Raw genomic sequence first — 17,516 nt, forward strand, 5'->3', positions numbered from 1 at the left:
ATTCTTCTGCCGAATAAATAAGTTAGAGAAAATTACGGATAAAAATAGCCCGAACCATGCAGGGCATGATTCGGGCTTATATTCAGATTAGTAAGCTAAGCTGAATAGACCTTTAATGTGTGATAAGTAACGAACGTTACTTGCTTCTTTCATTAATGATGCTGGTAAGCCTTTAAGTGGAGTATTGCTTGCTCCAATTGTAGCAACCGCATCTTTACGTCCTAGACTAGCAAGTGTTCCAGAGTTTACAGGTGCGAACTCTTCGAATGCTTTGCCTTCTAGTGCTGCGTATAAGTTGTATCCAATTAACTCACCCATTTGCCAAGCGATTTGTGCAGTTGGTGGGTATGGACGTCCGTCTGGAGCGAAGACAACAGCGCTGTCTCCAGCAACGAATACGTCTTTGTGAGAAGTAGATTGTAGGTATGCATCAACTGTTGCACGTCCACGGTTAACTTCAAGACCTGATTCACCGATTAATGGGTTACCTTGTACGCCGCCCGTCCAAACGAATGTGTTAGCAACAAGTTTTTGACCGTCTTTTAAGTCGATTTCGTTGCCAGCAACGTTTGTTACAGGAAGACCAGTTAAGAATGTAACGCCGCGCGCTTCTAGGCTAGTAGTTGCACGTTCGATTAAGTGGTCTGGTAATACTGGAAGGATTTTTGGACCTGCTTCAACAAGAAGAAGTTTCACTTCTTTTGGATTTACGCCGTGGCTTTTTGCAAGTTTAGGCATAATGTCAGCAAGCTCACCAACTAGCTCAACGCCAGTTAATCCGCCACCACCGATTACGATTGTAGCATCAGCTTCGTTTTTCGTTTTCGCGTATTCACGAATACGGTCTTCAACGTGTTTGTAGATTTTATTTGCATCAGCAGCAGATTTTAATACCATGCTGTTTTCTTCTAGTCCTGGAATACCGAAGTAAGCAGTTTTACTTCCTAAAGCAACTACAAGTGCATCGTAAGATAAAGTAGTGCCGCCAGCTAGTTTGATTTCTTTGCTATCAACTGAGAATGACTCAACTGTTGCAATTTTAAGATCGATATCTTTACCTTTGAAAAGCTTTGTAAGTGGCATTGCAATTGCTTGCTCAGACACGTTACCAGCTGCAAGGCGGTGTAATTCAGTGATGATTTGGTGCGTTGGGTATTGGTTAATCACTGTAACTTGTGCTTCTGATTTGCTGTAATATTTACGTACGTTTAAAGCGGCAAGAAGACCGCCATAACCAGCGCCTAAGATGACAATTTGTTTTGACATAGTATGATATCCCCCGTCTTTACTAATTGTTGTTATAAGTTAAATTATTTATTGTTACGTTCTGCACTAATTTGAAGATATGCGTTCACAAAGCGGAACATTTTTTGTGCTTGTGGATCTTTTAATAATTTTAAAAGACCGAATAGGCCGATAACTTCGTTGCTTTCGTCAGCACGATCTTTCGCTTCGATTGCAGTTGCAGCCATGCTTTTCACTGTATCTTTTACAGGTTCTACAAGCTCTGTAATTGCACCAACAGTGTCGCTTTTTAATACTTCATCAGTAGCAACAGTTTGAGCGAAGTCATAAGACTTAGTTAAAATGTTAACAAGCTCAGTTAATTTTGGAAGCTGTTCTACTAGTGTTGTTAATGATTCTTGTACCTCAGGTTTTAACAACTGATCAAGTACATCAAGTTGTCCTTGGCTAGCAGAAATTTGTACAGTTTCTTGTTCTGGCTTTGTTTGAGTCATAGTTTCTGGCATCTCCAATTCTCCTTTACGATAGCAATACTCTTATTTTTGATAAGTAAGATAGTAAACGGTTACGAAACTTTATACAAAGTTTCACAAAACACAATAAAATGCCTTTAAATTTATGACAGCAAGTAAGCTGCAAACATAAATCTAAAACCATAACGTCTTACTTATTATTTATGAACTGTCCGATACATGGCTTGTCCGCATAATGGAAAAGCTCCGTTACCGGAAAGTGTATATAATATATATCCTATATTATATACTATATACACCTATGTTAACATAAAAATGATTCCTAATTATTTGATATTGAGTGTATAACGTAGTGCTGACAAGGTATGAAAGCGTATAAAATATTTTGTTCCAGTTAGAAATGTACATATATATAAAGAAAAAAAGGAAGAAACGAACAAATTCATGTTCGTTTTTCCTTTTTCCTATTATTCACCTTCCGCAATTAGCATCGATGTGTTACCTTCTTTTTCAAGATGGCATTCGCCCCAAGAACAAAGAGAATCAAGAATGGATTCTAAAGACCAACCGTAATCGGTAAGAGAATATTCTACTTTTGGCGGGACTTGATTGTATACTTTTCTTTGAATAACGCCGTCGTCTTCTAATTCACGTAATTGCTGCGTTAACATTTTTTGTGTAATACCAGGCATTGAGCGTTTTAATTCACTCGTTCTCTTTGTACCTTTCGTTAAGTGACAAAGAATAACAACTTTCCATTTGCCGCCGATAACTTCTAAAGTCGCCTCTACAGGAATATTGTATTTCTTCATATGAAATCCTCCCTTTGTGAGTAAAATAAGTTAAATCATACAAATGTTACTTTTTAGTACCTATAGCACTTTAAAGTACGTACTTTTTATCATGTTAAATATGTTTCATAATAGCACATGTAAGAGGCAAATGAGTAGTACGGTACCAAAAAGTGACTATGTTACTTTTTAGTGCCTATCGTACTTTAAAGTGCGTTCTTCAAAAAAGGAATGAAACCATTCATAATAGCATTTGTAAGTATGAAATATATTTTTTAGAAGATAAAAGGGCCTTTTTATCATACTATTATGATTGGATTTCTTGTAATAAGGAGGAATTCAATTGAGTTCATATACAGTACCATCTTCGGAAGCTCAGACGAGCCGAAGAAGTATGTTTGCTTTATTAGCGCTAGCAATTAGTGCGTTTGGGATTGGTACGACCGAGTTTATTAGTGTCGGTTTACTACCATCTATTTCAAAAGATTTAAATGTTTCGGTTACAACAGCCGGTTTAACGGTTTCCTTATATGCGTTAGGAGCAGCGGTAGGAGCTCCTGTTTTAACAGCGTTAACGGCTAGTATGTCGCGAAAGACATTATTAATGTGGATTATGGTTATTTTCATTATTGGTAATGGCATTGCGGCGGTAGCAACAAGCTTCACTGTATTAATTATTGCAAGAATTGTATCTGCGTTTGCACATGGTGTGTTTATGTCAATTGGATCTACAATTGCAGCTGCAATCGTACCAGAGAATAAACGTGCTAGCGCAATTGCGATTATGTTTACTGGATTAACAGTTGCGACTATTACTGGTGTGCCAATTGGAACATTTATCGGTCAACAATTTGGCTGGAGAGCGTCATTTATGGCGATTGTTGTAATTGGAATTATTGCTTTCATCGCAAACAGTATACTCGTCCCATCTAATTTAAAAAATGGTGTACCTGTATCGTTTCGTGATCAATTTAAATTAATTAAAAATGGAAGACTATTACTTGTTTTCATTATTACTGCACTTGGATACGGCGGTACATTCGTAACATTTACGTATTTATCTCCGTTATTACAAGAAGTAACAGGATTTGAAGCAAGTACTGTTACTATCATTTTATTAGTGTATGGAATCGCAATTGCGATAGGGAATATGGTCGGCGGAAAATTATCGAATCATAATCCGATTCGAGCGCTATTTTACATGTTCTTGATTCAAGCGATTATATTATTTGTTTTAACATTTACAGCGCCATTTAAAGTAGCTGGATTAATCACAATTATTTTCATGGGACTATTCGCATTTATGAATGTTCCGGGGCTACAAGTATATGTAGTTATATTGGCAGAGCGCTTTGTTCCGAGTGCGGTTGATGTTGCTTCAGCAATTAATATTGCCGCATTTAACGGAGGGATCGCTTTAGGTTCTTATATAGGTGGCCTTGTAACGAATTCATTAGGATTAATCCATACTGCTTGGGTAGGTGGCCTTATGGTAGTAGCCGCTGTTATTTTAACAGCGTGGAGCATGACATTAGAAAAAAGAGATCAAGTAAAATAAAAGGAGAGAAAATAAAATGAAAAACTTACAAAGTAAAGCAGTATTAAATAACGGTGTAGAAATGCCTTGGTTCGGTTTAGGTGTATTTAAAGTAGAAGAAGGACCAGAACTTGTAGAAGCTGTAAAATCAGCAATTAAAGCAGGATACCGCAGCATCGATACAGCTGCAATTTACGGAAATGAAAAAGCTGTAGGTGAAGGAATTCGTGCAGGTATTGAAGCGACTGGTATTGCAAGAGAAGAATTATTTATTACTTCAAAAGTATGGAACGCAGATCAAGGGTATGAAACAACAATCGCTGCATACGAAGAGAGTCTAAAAAAATTAGGACTAGATTATTTAGATTTATATCTTGTTCACTGGCCTTCAGAAGGAAAATATAAAGATACATGGAGAGCGCTAGAAACACTTTATAAAGAAAAGCGCGTACGTGCAATTGGTGTAAGTAACTTCCAAATCCATCACTTACAAGATGTAATGAAAGATGCAGAAATTAAACCAATGATTAACCAAGTAGAATACCACCCTCGTTTAACACAAAAAGAACTACAAGCTTTCTGTAAAGAACAAGGTATTCAAATGGAAGCATGGTCACCACTAATGCAAGGTCAATTATTAGATAACGAAACATTACAAGAGATTGCTGAGAAACACGGTAAAACAACAGCTCAAGTTATTTTACGTTGGGATCTTCAAAATGGAGTAATCACAATTCCAAAATCAACGAAAGAACACCGTATTATTGCAAACGCTGATGTATTTAACTTTGAATTAACGAAAGAAGATATGGAAAAAATCGATGCGTTAAATCAAAATCATCGCGTTGGTCCAGATCCTGATAACTTCGATTTCTAAGATTAAGGTAAGAAAAAAGAGTGCTTAAAAGCACTCTTTTTTTGTGCATAAAAATAGTTTCTAAATAAATACTACTTAGTATTAAGTTTGTTATTAAGGGGCTGTAAACATGAATATAAAGCAATCGTTCAAACTTTTAGCTATGTTTTTAAGTGTTTTATTTGTGTTATTCCCACTTCAAAAAGCATTCGCAGAAGTGATGGACCATACAAAGTATGAAATGAATTGGAGTTATAGTAAGTCCAAGAAGAAGCCAATTCGAACAGAGCTTATTAAAACGGCAGATGGCAAAATTGCTTTTTGCTTAAATGTAGATTTGAAATCTCCAAGCGGTCAAGATTTACCGGAAATGGGGAAAGTGGATATTAATGTGTACCGTGTACTATTGAATGGATATCCACAAAAGAGTCCACAAGAATTAGGGGTATCTGATTGGAGAGAGGCGCATTACGCAACGCAGCTTGCAGTATGGAATGCGTTAAAACAAATTGATGTTAATGATTTAGATTTCCGAAATAAAAATGTAGAGAAAGTAACAAAAGATATCGTTGCAAAAGCAAACGCTAGCGAAGAGCTACAAGAAATTACGATGAGTGTAACTCCTACAGAAGAACAAGAAGCAGTCTTAAAAAATGATTTCTTTGAAACAGGCTTATATACAGTAGAAACAAATGCAAAAAGCGGAACGTATAAAGTGCAAGCAACAGGTGCACCAGCGGGCGTGAAATTTGCAAATGAAAAAGGCGAAACAAAAACAGAATTTAATGTAGGAGAAAAGTTCCGCATTTTAATTCCGAAACAAACACCAGCTGGTGGATTTAGCTTTAAAGTATCAGGAAATTTAACGAAATTACAAGGGATTGCGCATAAAGGTACACCGACTATTCAAAATGCAGTAGTATTACTTGAGCGTAGTGAAGAAAAAACAAGTCCAGAGTTAGCGGTAAGTTGGAAAAAGGCTGAGGCTCCAAATAAACCAAATAAGCCATATACTCCAAATGAACCGCATAAACCGAATCAAAAGAGATAATGAAAAAGCATTGGTATATGCCAATGCTTTTTCATATGAATTCTTTAAAGATATATCAAGATAATAATTAATCGAGTGAAACACTATTTTAACGTTTGAAGAAGTATTTAAAAATAATAAAATATGGAGAAATCTAAACGTTACAATAAATGGATTTTATTCACGAAATTGTAACATTATTCTAATTAGAGAGGCTATCAAACAAAGTGTAAAGCGTGTACAATTCAGTTGGAAAAACTACCTATAGATGGTCATATATGAAGAAAATGTAAAACTCTATTGTTGTTCACATTTTTAGATGTATAGATGACAATACTGAAAAATATCTTTTACTATTCTCTTTTTTATGTAGCAAGAGAACTCATCACAAATAGAGAGAAGTGAGGAGGGGATATTACATAAAAATTGTACAATGTAAGAAAGCGAATACATGGAGGGAAATGCGGTAGTAATAGATACAGGTGCGCGAGGTGTTAGTCTATTCGTTAAATGTTTTTATAAAGATAATAGGATTTTTCATTAAATGAATATATAGGATGGTTTGTCTAAAAAAAGGACAGGGGACACAGATTATGTCAAAGAAGAAAAAGAGTAGGGTATTAGTAGCAGGTATATGTATATCTACATTATTATCACCAGTAGCTTTCGAAGCATCAAAAGGATATGCGGCGCCTTTGGAAGAGAATAAAGGTGGGAAATTAGAAGAGAATAAATTTGAGCAGAGAGTATTTCAGTTGCCGGGGAAAGGTAGCGTAGAAGAAGAAAATAATCGTTTAAGAGTTACTTGGAAACTTTCCGCTAATGAACCGACTGGAATTTATGCAGAGCCAAATGAAGAGATTACAATTGACATAAAAGGAACGCAGTCTATCCAAGCTTTTATTGGAACGAGATCTTATGATGAAAAGGACCCAGAGGAGTTTGATTTAAAACCAGGAAAAAATGTTATTTCATCTTCAAGAGGGGGTATTTTATATTTTTATAATATGAATAACGAAGGAGAAGTAACAGCTTCCGTTACAAATGGTGGTAGTCACTTTCCTTTATTTATTTTAGGTAAGCATACGAAAAAAGATTGGGATGAAATGTTAAAAAAATATAAGGATCCTTATGCAGTTGAATTAAAAGGTGAGAGAAGCTTAATTACTACTACTTACGATTCTGTGCAGAAATATATGAAGAATACGGATCCAACAGATTTAATGAAATTGCATGATAAGATTATCCGTTTAGAAAACGCAGTGGCAGGATTATCTGAGGACAGTGTTGGGGTTGCAAAATCTCCAACTCATTATGTTCAGTTTGTTGAAAAACGGAAGCCTGCTAAAGGGGACTTTATGTTTGCGAAACATTATCATACAGGATATATTCCAACTGCAATGAATAGAGTTTTAGATATAGAGGTACTTGAGAAGGATGGATGGGGACCGTGGCATGAAGTTGGTCATTTACATCAGCAAGAACCGTGGAAGTGGTCTAAAGTAAGGGAAGTAACAGTAAATATTTACTCATTAGCTGTTCAAAAGGCGTTAGGGAATCAATTAGAAATGGATGAGCACTATAAAAACTCATTTGAGTATTTAGAGAAGCCTAAAGCAGAAAGATTCATTGATGACATTAATCCTCTTACAATGTTTTGGCAATTAAATGTAGTGTATGGAGAACATTTTTATCCTAGGTTACATCAAGCTTATCGTTTGTTACCTCAGAGTGAAATGCCTCATTCTGATGAAGAGAAAAAGCAGCTATTTATTTATATGACATCAAAAGTGGCAGGGCAAAATTTAATTCCTTTCTTTGAGGAGTGGGGATTAACACCAAATGATGATATTAGAGAGAAAATAGAAAAATCAAAGTTACCTAAATTAGAAAAGGAAATCTGGAAAGCTACAGATAGTAATGATATTCGTGAGAAGCAAGTTGAACTGTATAAGGTTCCGTATGGTGAACCTGCTAATGAAGTACAAAATCTTTTAGTTGGTACAGATTCTGACGAGAATGAAGCAAGTAAGCTTGTTCGAAATTTAGGTGAGAATGTAAAAGTAACAGGAAAGATTGTATGGCCTAAATTAGAGAAGGGGAAACAGGAAGTGTTAGTAGAAATTGGGGATGAGAAAGGAAATAAAAATTCAATTCCTGTCCAAGTTAACGGATTTTATGATGACAGTATAGTTTTTCAAGGACTTTCAGATGATGTAATGTCGACAGTGACACTTCACCACAATAAGAAGAAATTAAATGTAAACTTTACTAATAATGAAATACATTACCGTTTTGAAAAAGAAGAATATATGGGCTTAACGCTATATGATCGAAATGGGATTGAAAAGAAACGTGTATCAGCAGAAGGACAAGAAACGGGAAAAAGATTTGCGATGGAACTAAATGAATTGGATTTTGAATATGGTGATGTAATAAAAGTATTCCACGCAGAACCAAGCCGTTTGAAGTGGTTTAAAAATAACGAACTTGTAGATCAAGGAAAAGTTAAAAATAAAAAAGAGAAATTATTCCAAATAACTGAGCAAGGGTTCGAATTAAAAGATAGTTTACAAGAAGTGACGGCGAAACTGCAAAAAGTAGCAGTCGGAATGGATGTAGACAAACTAGATCCGAAAGAATTCGTACAAGTAAAAGATGGAGAAGTGGTTGGTTTTGTAGAAAAACCAAATACATCAAAAATTGGAGAACAAAAAGTAAAAATAGAGACGAAGGATGCTTTTGGAAATAAGAAGATAACAGAAGTGCCGCTTGAAGTAATTTATGGAGATAGTTTAGTATTTCATGCTAATGATAATGCAATACGTTCGGTTGTAACATTGCAACATGATAAAAAGGAACTGCACGCAACGTTTACAGGTAATCCTGTTCATTATCGTTATGTAAATGAAGAGTATATGGGGATTACGCTATATGATCAAAATGGGAACACAAAAAAGCGTGTAACAGCGGAAGGACAAGAAACTTCAAAGAAATTTGCGGAGCAAGTGAGTGGAATGCAGTTTGAATATGGTGATGTAGTAAAAGTATTCCATGCAGAACCGGACCGCTTGAAATGGTATCAAAATAATAGCCTTGCTGGCCAAGGTAAGGCGAAAGTAGAAAAAGAATTATTCTTCAAGGTAACTGAAAAAGGCTTTGAAAGAATGGAAACTTTACAAGAGGTAAAGGCAGTACCACAGAAGGTAGTAATCGGAACAGATGTAGAGAAAATAAATGCAAAAAACTTTGTTGAAGTAAAAGATGGAGAAGTAGTTGGATTTGTAGAAAAACCAAATACAACAAAAATCGGTGAACAAAAAGTAAAAGTAGAAACGAAAGATCGATTTGGAAATAAGAAAGTGACAGAAGTTCCTCTAACAGTAACATATGGAGATAGCCTACTTGTATATGGGCTGAGCTATAGAGATGGTGACTTGAAATCAATTGTAACTTTGCATCATGATACGAAAAAACTGAGTGCGACAGATACAAAGAACCTAATTCATGATTACTTTAAAGATGAAAAGTATTTTGAATTCACATTGTACGATAAAGAAGGAAGAGTGAAGAAAAATATAGCAGTAAAAGGTTTAGAGAATACGCAAGAATTTGCTAAGGAAGTAAATGGAATTGCATTTGAGTATGGAGATGTAGTGAAAGTATATCATGCGGAATCTTCTCGTTTACATTGGTATCAAAAAGATGTATATGTGGGCGAAGGAAAAAGTAAAGAGATAAAGGAATTAGTCTTCAAAATAACTGAAAATGGATTTGAAAGATTAGACGGTGAGCAAACAGTAAAAGCAAATCCGCAGCAAGTAGTAATCGGAACAAATAGCGAAACGCTAGACGCGAAGAACTTTGTTGAAGTACAGGGTGGAGAAGTAGTAGGTTTTGTAGGGGAAATAGATACGACAAAAATTGGTCAGCAAAAAGTGAAAGTAGAAACGAAAGATCGATTTGGAAATAAGAAGGTGACGGAAGTTCCTGTAGAAGTGACATATGGGGATAGTCTAGTCTATCAAGGTGTGTCCGATGTTACACGTTCAATTGTTACGTTAAACCACGCTGAAAAGAAATTACATGCAACATTTACAAATGAGGAGATTCATTATCGCTTTGTAAATGAGCAGTATATAGGCCTTACGATTTATGATCAAAATGGAAATAAGAAAAAGCATGTAACGGCAGAAGGACAAGAGACTTCAAAGAATTTTGCTGGGCAAGTAAATGGAACGGCATTTGAGTATGGAGATGTGCTGAAAGTATACCATGCGGAACCGAGTCGTTTGAATTGGTACAAAAAGAATGAGTTAGTTAAAAAAGAGGATGCGATGAAGGGGCAAGAAATTTCCTTTAAGATTACTCCAAATGGTTTAGAACAAGTGTAACAATAAAAAAATCTCGTAAAACATAATGTTTTACGAGATTTTTTTATTATTCAGCTTCAGAAACTACTGTGAAGCGTTCGTTTACATGTTTTGGGTTTTCAATTTCATCAAGTGCTGCAACTGCGAAGTCTTCGTAACTTACGTAGCTATCACCTTTTGCGTTCACAAGAAGGTTGTCTTTACCAGCTTTATAAGAACCAGTACGTTTTCCTAATGCGAATAGTGCAGAAGGGCTGATGAATGTCCAAGTGATATCATTTGTTTGTTGTAAGATTTCTAAGTTTTTACCTTGGTTTTGAGCTGTTGCAAGGTATTCTTCCGGGAAACCTGGTGTCTCAAATACACGTGTTGTTTTCTCTTCGTCTACAAATAAGCTTCCAGCGCCACCAACTACAAGTAATTTTGTGTTAGGTGCACCTTTCATCGCTTCAATTAGTACGTTTCCTGCATCTACGTGAAGGTGTTCTTGTCCTGCTGGAGCACCGAATGCATTTACAACTACATCGAATGCTTGCAAGTCGTTAGATGTAAGAGAAAATACGTCTTTTTCTAAAACTTTTACGTTTTCTTCTGTAATTTTTGCAGCGTTTCTTACGATTGCAGTTACTTCATGTCCGCGATCCAATGCTTCTTTTAAAATACGACTTCCTGCTTTACCAGTTGCTCCGATAATTCCGATTTTCATAATAAATCCCTCCAAAGTGTTTTGTTAAAGTGTATATCTGAAAGTAAATGAATTTGTTGTAATCATTATAGTTACAGGTTGGTATTTTTGTCAATAGGGTTGTTTGTGAATTTATTTTTTGTTTTAGTATGCACAGTTAGAGGGAGGGTAGTCAGTCATAAGGACATTGTTACTGTGAACCTGGCTAATATTTGGAAATTGCAAATTGTCGAAAAATGTTGATTTTTGAATGTTTTTTAAATATAATTCGTTTTATGGAGAAAAGGAGGGGTTAATTGTATGAATATTTTAGAGCAATTTATTTCATCAACAAATACAATTCTTTGGTCATATATTCTTATTGCGATGTTAATTGGTTTAGGTCTTTATTTTTCTATTAAATTGAAATTCGTACAAATTACTCATTTAGGGGAAATGGTTCGACTAATGAGTGATGGATTAACTGGAAAGACGCGTAAAAAAGGTAGTGTATCTTCTTTCCAAGCGTTTTGTATGAGTTCAGCAGCTCGTATTGGTATCGGTAACTTAGCTGGTGTAGCATTAGCTATATCTATGGGAGGACCTGGAGCTGTATTTTGGATGTGGGTTATTGCGATTATCGGGGCTTCTTCAAGTTTCGTAGAAAGTACGCTTGCCCAAATTTATAAAGTAAAAGATGGCAGTGGCTTCCGTGGTGGTCCTGCTTATTATATGGAAAAAGGTTTAAATAAACGTTGGATGGGAATTTGGTTTTCTATCCTTATTACAGTTAGTTACGGTTTAATTTTTAACTCAGTACAAGCGAATACAGTAACATTAGCGTTTGAAAATGCATTTGGTTTAGAGCGTTATATTGTTGGTATTGTATTAGCTGCATTAGTTGCGGTTATTATTTTTGGTGGTGTAAAAAGTATTGCACGTATGTCGGAAATGATTGTTCCGCCAATGGCGCTTGTTTATATTGCGGTAGCTATTTTTGTTGTCATTAAAAACTTCTATTTAATACCAGATGTGTTTACGGAAATCTTTAAAGGTGCATTCGGTTTAGATTCAGCTGTAGGTGGCGGTATCGGTGCTGCGATGAAATATGGTATTCAGCGCGGATTATTTGCGAACGAAGCAGGTATGGGTAGTGCGCCGAACGCGGCAGCAACAGCTGATGTAACGCATCCAGCAAAACAAGGTTTTATTCAAACGATCGGCGTTTTAGTAGATACATTCTTAGTATGTACATCAACAGCATTTATCGTACTATGTTCTGGTGCATATAAAGCAACAAATTTAGAAGGTATTGAATTAACGCAAAATGCATTAAGCTCACAAATCGGCCCATGGGCAAGTAGCTTCTTAGCGATTATTATTTTCTTATTTGCATTTAGTTCTCTTTTAGGAAACTACTATTATGGTGAAACAAATATTGAATTTATTAAGCAAAGCAAAACGTGGTTAACAATTTACCGTATTGCGGTAGTTGGAATGGTATTATTCGGTTCTGTTGCGACGCTTCAAGTTGTATGGAATATGGCAGACTTATTTATGGGTCTAATGGTAATCACGAACTTAATTGCGATTACACTTCTTGGCCGATTTGCGTACGCGGCATTAACAGACTATGTAAGGCAAAAGAAACAAGGGAAAGATCCAGTCTTCAGTGCAGATTCTATTCCTGGTTTAACGAATACAGAGTGCTGGGATAAGCCAGTGGTAACAGATAAAGAAAAAGCAGTGTAATTGAAAAGGCGAGCATCGAGGTAAATTCGATGCTCGCCTTTTTTGTTGTAGTAAATGATGAAAAGGGTGAGGGGTAATTATTAATATAACTTTTTTGTTTGTTTCTCTCGTTATTTGTGGGGAACGTACTGTTTTAAAAGTATGGCTGGTCGAATAGGATAAGTTATTAAGTATTGGATAAATGCATGTAATGGCTATATTTTCATGTAAAAAAACACGTATGTTAAAAGAGTTAACGTACTCATGTTATAAAATCTAACATAAAGTTCTTGATTACTAAAAGTTTTTAGAATATAATTTTCTTATTGTTAGGAAGAGGGGGCAATGCAATTATGGATTTTTTAGCTAAGGTAATTGGGGATATAAATAATATCCTTTGGTCATATATCATTATTGCGATGTTAATTGGGTTAGGGCTCTATTTTTCATTTCGTGTGAAATTTGTCCAAGTTCGTTACTTCGGTGAAATGATTCGTTTGCTTGGGGATGGGGCAAGCTCGAAAACGAGGAAAGCGCAAAAAGAGAAGAGCGGCGTATCATCATTCCAAGCGTTTTGTATGAGTACAGCTTCTCGTGTAGGTACTGGTAACTTAGCTGGTGTAGCTATTGCGATCTCAGCAGGTGGTCCAGGAGCAGTATTTTGGATGTGGTTAATCGCGGTAATTGGGGGTGCTTCTGCATTTGTAGAGAGCACATTAGCGCAAATTTATAAAGTAAAAGATGGGAATGCATTCCGTGGGGGCCCAGCGTATTATATGGAAAAGGGTTTAAAGAAACGCTGGTTAGGTGTTGTGTTCTCTGTTCTAATAACAGTAAGTTTCGGATTGATTTTTAACGCTGTACAGTCTAATACTGTAGCGGCTGCCTTTGATGGGGCGTTCAAAACAGATAGTAGATTAGTAGGTCTTGTTATGGCTGGTTTACTTGCAGTTATTATTTTCGGTGGAGTAAAACGAATTGCTCGCGCGGTTGAAATGATTGTTCCAGTAATGGCAATTATTTATGTAGCAGTGGCATTATTCGTTGTTGTAACAAACATTACGGCAATTCCATATGTATTTAAAGAAATTTTCTTACATGCTTTCGGAATTAAAGAAGTAGTAGGCGGAGGATTAGGAGCTGCGATTTTATTAGGGGTAAAACGTGGGTTATTCTCAAATGAAGCAGGTATGGGTAGTGCGCCGAACGCAGCAGCGACTGCAAACGTAACGCACCCAGTTAAACAAGGTTTCATTCAAACTTTAGGGGTATTTACTGATACATTATTAATTTGTAGTTGTACAGCATTTATTATTCTTTTATCAGATGTGCATAATGCAGCTGATTTAAACGGAATTCAATTAACGCAGCAGGCGTTAAGTCAACATATCGGTCCATGGGCTTCTATATTTGTAGCAGTGGCAATCTTCTTGTTTGCGTTCAGTTCATTAGTAGGTAACTACTACTATGGTGAAACAAATATTGAATTCTTAAATGGAAGTAAAGTGCTATTAAATGCATACCGCATTGCTGTACTTGGTATGGTTATGCTAGGATCTGTAGCGACAATTCAAATCGTTTGGGATTTAGCAGATTTATTTATGGGAATTATGGCTGTTATTAACTTAGTAGCAATTGTATTCCTTTCTAAGTATGCTTTCGCAGCGTTATCAGATTATATTAAGCAAAAGAAACAAGGGAAAGATCCAGTCTTTTATGCGGAGTCTATTCCAGGTTTGAACAATACAGAGTGTTGGGATGAGTCAGCGGTAGCTGATAAAGAAAAAGCGGTATAATGAAAAGGGCATCAAGTGAAACTTGATGCTCTTTTTTGTTTTATTCAACTATTTGCAGATAGTAAAAGACGAACATTCATAGACGTTTTATAATAAAATGTAATTTTTTAAAGAAAAGTGCGGATATGATTTGTGATTTGTGTTAGAATGGAAAATGCCTTTGAAATAAGAGGTTTTATGATCTTTCCTATCCGATTGAAGATTTTGGAGGAGAAATGGAAAGTTCGGATTATTTCTTGTTTTGAATGGTCAGACGTTCAACGTTAATGAAGAGTTAAATGGAGGATTTTATTAATGAAGTTTGTTATGTTCCTTGTAGGATTACTCGTTGTATTTGTACTCGGTTTTCTTATAAGTGCCGATCGAAAGAAGATTAAGTATAAACCAATCGCAATTATGCTTATTATTCAGCTAGCATTATCTTATTTCTTATTAAATACGCAAGTTGGTTATATTTTAGTAAAAGGAATTTCAGATGGATTTGGCGCACTTCTTGGATATGCGGAAGCTGGAATCGTTTTCGTATTTGGTGGTCTTGTTAATAAAGGAGAGGTTTCATTCTTCTTAACAGCGTTATTACCAATCGTATTCTTTGCGGTTTTAATCGGAATTCTGCAACACTTTAAAATTTTACCGATATTTATTCGTGCTATTGGTACGTTGTTAAGTAAAGTAAATGGTCTAGGAAAACTAGAATCATATAACGCAGTAGCAGCTGCCATTGTTGGACAAGCAGAAGTATTTATTACAGTAAAAGATCAATTAAGTAAAATCCCAAAACATCGTTTATATACATTATGTGCATCTTCTATGTCGACAGTGTCGATGTCAATCGTTGGTTCTTATATGAAAATGATCGAACCGAAATATGTAGTAACAGCACTTGTATTAAATTTATTTAGTGGTTTCATTATCATTCATATTATTAACCCGTACGATATTACAGAAGAAGAAGATACACTGAAATTAGAAAATAAGAAAAAACAATCATTCTTTGAAATGCTGAGCGAGTACATTATGCTTGGTTTCACGATTGCGATTACAGTAGCAGCTATGTTACTCGGTTTCGTAGCATTAATTACAGCAATCAATAGCTTGTTTGATACAATGTTCGGTATTACATTCCAAGCTATTTTAGGATATATTTTCTCACCATTAGCATTCGTAATGGGTATCCCGCAAGCAGAAATGGTAACAGCGGGACAAATTATGGCAACAAAATTAGTATCAAACGAGTTTGTTGCGATGCTTGATCTTGGAAAAGTAGCTGGTGATTTATCGGCTCGTACAGTTGGTATTCTTTCTGTATTCCTTGTATCATTTGCGAACTTCTCATCTATCGGAATTATTGCAGGTGCAACAAAAGGTATCGATGAAAATCAATCAAATGTTGTATCATCATTCGGTCTACGCCTTGTGTACGGTGCGACGTTAGTAAGTATTCTATCAGCGATTATCGTTGGTGTTATGTTATAAAAAAAGGATGGCTCTAGCTCATAGCTAGGGCTATTTTTTTATGGTAAATTTACATGAAAAAACCAATTAATTAGGAATATATTAACATATAAAAATCTTTTAAAATTTATATTGCATTTCGTCTAGATAACGCTTACAATTTGATTTGTAGGTGGTATCAATTTCAGACTTTCAAGTATGGTAGGAGAGAAGAAGCTACCTTTTATAAATTGCAATTTATGTAAACGCTTACTGATTTTAGATGACAGTTGAATAGTTTTAGGGGTTTTAAATTTTTTTAACAACAATGGTCAGACGTCATTCGTTATACGTTATACGACCAATAACTCGTGGGAGAAGTGGAGGATTCACATATGAAGTTCGTAATGTTTCTAGTCGGTTTACTTGTAGTGTTTGTACTAGGTTTCCTTATTAGTTCAGATCGTAAGAAAATTAAATATAAACCAATTGCACTTATGCTTGTCATTCAATTGGTACTTGCGTATTTCTTACTAAATACAAAGGTCGGATTTGTATTAGTAAAAGGGATCGCAGATGGATTTGGCGCTATTTTAAAATTTGCGGAAGCTGGGGTTAATTTCGTATTTGGTGGTCTAGCAAACGATGGACAAGCACCATTCTTCTTAACAGTATTATTACCGATTATTTTCTTAGCAGTATTAATCGGGATTCTGCAACATATTAAAGTTTTACCGATTATCATTCGTGCAGTCGGTTTCCTATTAAGTAAAGTTAACGGTTTAGGAAAACTAGAATCATATAATGCGGTAGCAGCTGCAATCGTTGGTCAAGGGGAAGTATTCATTACAGTAAAAGATCAACTAAGCAAATTACCGAAAAATCGTTTATACACACTTTGTGCATCTTCAATGTCTACAGTATCGATGTCAATTGTCGGTTCTTATATGAAAATGATTGATCCAAAATATGTAGTAACAGCACTTGTATTAAACTTATTCAGTGGATTCATTATCGTTCATATCATTAATCCATATGAAGTAAAAGAAGAAGACGATATTTTAGAATTACAAGAAGACAAGAAACAAACATTCTTTGAAATGTTAGGCGAATATATTATGCTTGGTTTCTCAATCGCTGTAACAGTAGCGGCGATGTTAATCGGTTTCGTGGCATTAATTACAGCAATTAACGGTGTATTTGATTCAATTTTCGGAATCACATTCCAAAGCATTTTAGGATACATCTTCTCACCATTAGCATTCGTAATGGGTATTCCAACATCAGAGATGTTACAAGCAGGACAAATTATGGCAACAAAATTAGTAACGAACGAATTCGTTGCAATGCTTGATCTTGGTAAAGTAGCTGGTGATTTATCAGCTCGTACAGTAGGTATTTTATCTATCTTCCTTGTATCATTTGCGAACTTCTCATCTATCGGAATTATCGCAGGTGCAACGAAGAGTATCGATGGCAAACAAGCAAACGTTGTATCATCATTCGGTTTAAAACTTGTATACGGTGCAACATTAGTAAGTATATTATCAGCGATTATCGTTGGGGTTATGCTTTAATAAATTAAG

12 protein-coding genes are annotated in these 17,516 nt (G+C 35.5%); 8 read left to right on the top strand and 4 right to left on the bottom strand.

Features of this window, described 5'->3' with window-relative positions:
- Nucleotides 1-87 precede the first annotated feature (87 nt).
- The 3 genes from ACTFN4_RS16680 to ACTFN4_RS16690 form a co-directional block, all read right to left on the bottom strand.
- A complete protein-coding gene (locus tag ACTFN4_RS16680; protein WP_000043198.1) occupies nt 88-1,266 on the bottom strand; it encodes an NAD(P)/FAD-dependent oxidoreductase in 1,179 nt (392 codons plus the stop codon).
- Between the two features lie 44 nt (nt 1,267-1,310).
- The gene (locus ACTFN4_RS16685) at nt 1,311-1,751 is read right to left on the bottom strand and encodes a DUF1641 domain-containing protein (RefSeq protein WP_001115309.1); all 441 of its coding nucleotides are present in this window, start codon (nt 1,749-1,751) and stop codon (nt 1,311-1,313) included.
- A 434-nt stretch (nt 1,752-2,185) separates the two neighbouring features.
- Complete coding sequence (locus ACTFN4_RS16690; RefSeq protein WP_000760481.1) at nt 2,186-2,530, bottom strand: winged helix-turn-helix transcriptional regulator; 345 nt, start codon at nt 2,528-2,530, stop codon at nt 2,186-2,188.
- 373 nt (nt 2,531-2,903) lie between these two features.
- Between ACTFN4_RS16690 and ACTFN4_RS16695 the strand changes: the two genes are divergently transcribed.
- The 4 genes from ACTFN4_RS16695 (at nt 2,904) to ACTFN4_RS16710 (ending at nt 10,326) form a co-directional block, all read left to right on the top strand.
- Nucleotides 2,904-4,067, top strand: a complete 1,164-nt coding sequence (locus ACTFN4_RS16695; RefSeq protein WP_002026553.1) for an MFS transporter — start codon at nt 2,904-2,906, stop codon at nt 4,065-4,067.
- A 16-nt stretch (nt 4,068-4,083) separates the two neighbouring features.
- On the top strand, nt 4,084-4,923 hold the full coding sequence (locus tag ACTFN4_RS16700) for an aldo/keto reductase (protein ID WP_000793532.1): 840 nt from the start codon (nt 4,084-4,086) through the stop codon (nt 4,921-4,923).
- Between the two features lie 109 nt (nt 4,924-5,032).
- On the top strand, nt 5,033-5,953 hold the full coding sequence (locus ACTFN4_RS16705; RefSeq protein ID WP_001022532.1) for a thioester domain-containing protein: 921 nt from the start codon (nt 5,033-5,035) through the stop codon (nt 5,951-5,953).
- A 572-nt stretch (nt 5,954-6,525) separates the two neighbouring features.
- Nucleotides 6,526-10,326: a putative mucin/carbohydrate-binding domain-containing protein gene (locus ACTFN4_RS16710; RefSeq protein WP_439962548.1), complete on the top strand. Its 3,801-nt coding sequence runs from the start codon at nt 6,526-6,528 to the stop codon at nt 10,324-10,326.
- A gap of 46 nt (nt 10,327-10,372) precedes the next feature.
- On the opposite strand, the gene ACTFN4_RS16715 is transcribed toward ACTFN4_RS16710, so the two are convergent.
- Nucleotides 10,373-11,011, bottom strand: a complete 639-nt coding sequence (locus tag ACTFN4_RS16715; protein ID WP_000689902.1) for an NAD(P)-dependent oxidoreductase — start codon at nt 11,009-11,011, stop codon at nt 10,373-10,375.
- A gap of 279 nt (nt 11,012-11,290) precedes the next feature.
- Between ACTFN4_RS16715 and ACTFN4_RS16720 the strand changes: the two genes are divergently transcribed.
- The 4 genes from ACTFN4_RS16720 (at nt 11,291) to ACTFN4_RS16735 (ending at nt 17,507) form a co-directional block, all read left to right on the top strand.
- Nucleotides 11,291-12,721: an alanine/glycine:cation symporter family protein gene (locus tag ACTFN4_RS16720; RefSeq protein ID WP_001022930.1), complete on the top strand. Its 1,431-nt coding sequence runs from the start codon at nt 11,291-11,293 to the stop codon at nt 12,719-12,721.
- Nucleotides 12,722-13,053: 332 nt separating this feature from the next.
- Nucleotides 13,054-14,496: an alanine/glycine:cation symporter family protein gene (locus ACTFN4_RS16725; protein ID WP_000346371.1), complete on the top strand. Its 1,443-nt coding sequence runs from the start codon at nt 13,054-13,056 to the stop codon at nt 14,494-14,496.
- A gap of 294 nt (nt 14,497-14,790) precedes the next feature.
- A complete protein-coding gene (locus ACTFN4_RS16730) occupies nt 14,791-15,972 on the top strand; it encodes a NupC/NupG family nucleoside CNT transporter (protein WP_000673841.1) in 1,182 nt (393 codons plus the stop codon).
- A gap of 353 nt (nt 15,973-16,325) precedes the next feature.
- Nucleotides 16,326-17,507, top strand: coding sequence for a NupC/NupG family nucleoside CNT transporter (locus ACTFN4_RS16735; protein ID WP_000673874.1), 1,182 nt, complete (start codon nt 16,326-16,328; stop codon nt 17,505-17,507).
- The last annotated feature ends 9 nt before the right edge of the window (nt 17,508-17,516 follow it).

Origin of the sequence: Bacillus cereus group sp. MYBK95-2 (genome assembly GCF_051915225.1) — a bacterium.
Taxonomy (GTDB): domain Bacteria; phylum Bacillota; class Bacilli; order Bacillales; family Bacillaceae_G; genus Bacillus_A; species Bacillus_A cereus.

Coding starts and splice junctions, on each gene's coding strand:
- ACTFN4_RS16680 (WP_000043198.1), bottom strand. CDS start 1,266: ATGTCAAAACAAATTGTCATCTTAGGCGCTGGTTATGGCGGTCTTCTT.
- ACTFN4_RS16685 (WP_001115309.1), bottom strand. CDS start 1,751: ATGCCAGAAACTATGACTCAAACAAAGCCAGAACAAGAAACTGTACAA.
- ACTFN4_RS16690 (WP_000760481.1), bottom strand. CDS start 2,530: ATGAAGAAATACAATATTCCTGTAGAGGCGACTTTAGAAGTTATCGGC.
- ACTFN4_RS16695 (WP_002026553.1), top strand. CDS start 2,904: ATGTTTGCTTTATTAGCGCTAGCAATTAGTGCGTTTGGGATTGGTACG.
- ACTFN4_RS16700 (WP_000793532.1), top strand. CDS start 4,084: ATGAAAAACTTACAAAGTAAAGCAGTATTAAATAACGGTGTAGAAATG.
- ACTFN4_RS16705 (WP_001022532.1), top strand. CDS start 5,033: ATGAATATAAAGCAATCGTTCAAACTTTTAGCTATGTTTTTAAGTGTT.
- ACTFN4_RS16710 (WP_439962548.1), top strand. CDS start 6,526: ATGTCAAAGAAGAAAAAGAGTAGGGTATTAGTAGCAGGTATATGTATA.
- ACTFN4_RS16715 (WP_000689902.1), bottom strand. CDS start 11,011: ATGAAAATCGGAATTATCGGAGCAACTGGTAAAGCAGGAAGTCGTATT.
- ACTFN4_RS16720 (WP_001022930.1), top strand. CDS start 11,291: ATGAATATTTTAGAGCAATTTATTTCATCAACAAATACAATTCTTTGG.
- ACTFN4_RS16725 (WP_000346371.1), top strand. CDS start 13,054: ATGGATTTTTTAGCTAAGGTAATTGGGGATATAAATAATATCCTTTGG.
- ACTFN4_RS16730 (WP_000673841.1), top strand. CDS start 14,791: ATGAAGTTTGTTATGTTCCTTGTAGGATTACTCGTTGTATTTGTACTC.
- ACTFN4_RS16735 (WP_000673874.1), top strand. CDS start 16,326: ATGAAGTTCGTAATGTTTCTAGTCGGTTTACTTGTAGTGTTTGTACTA.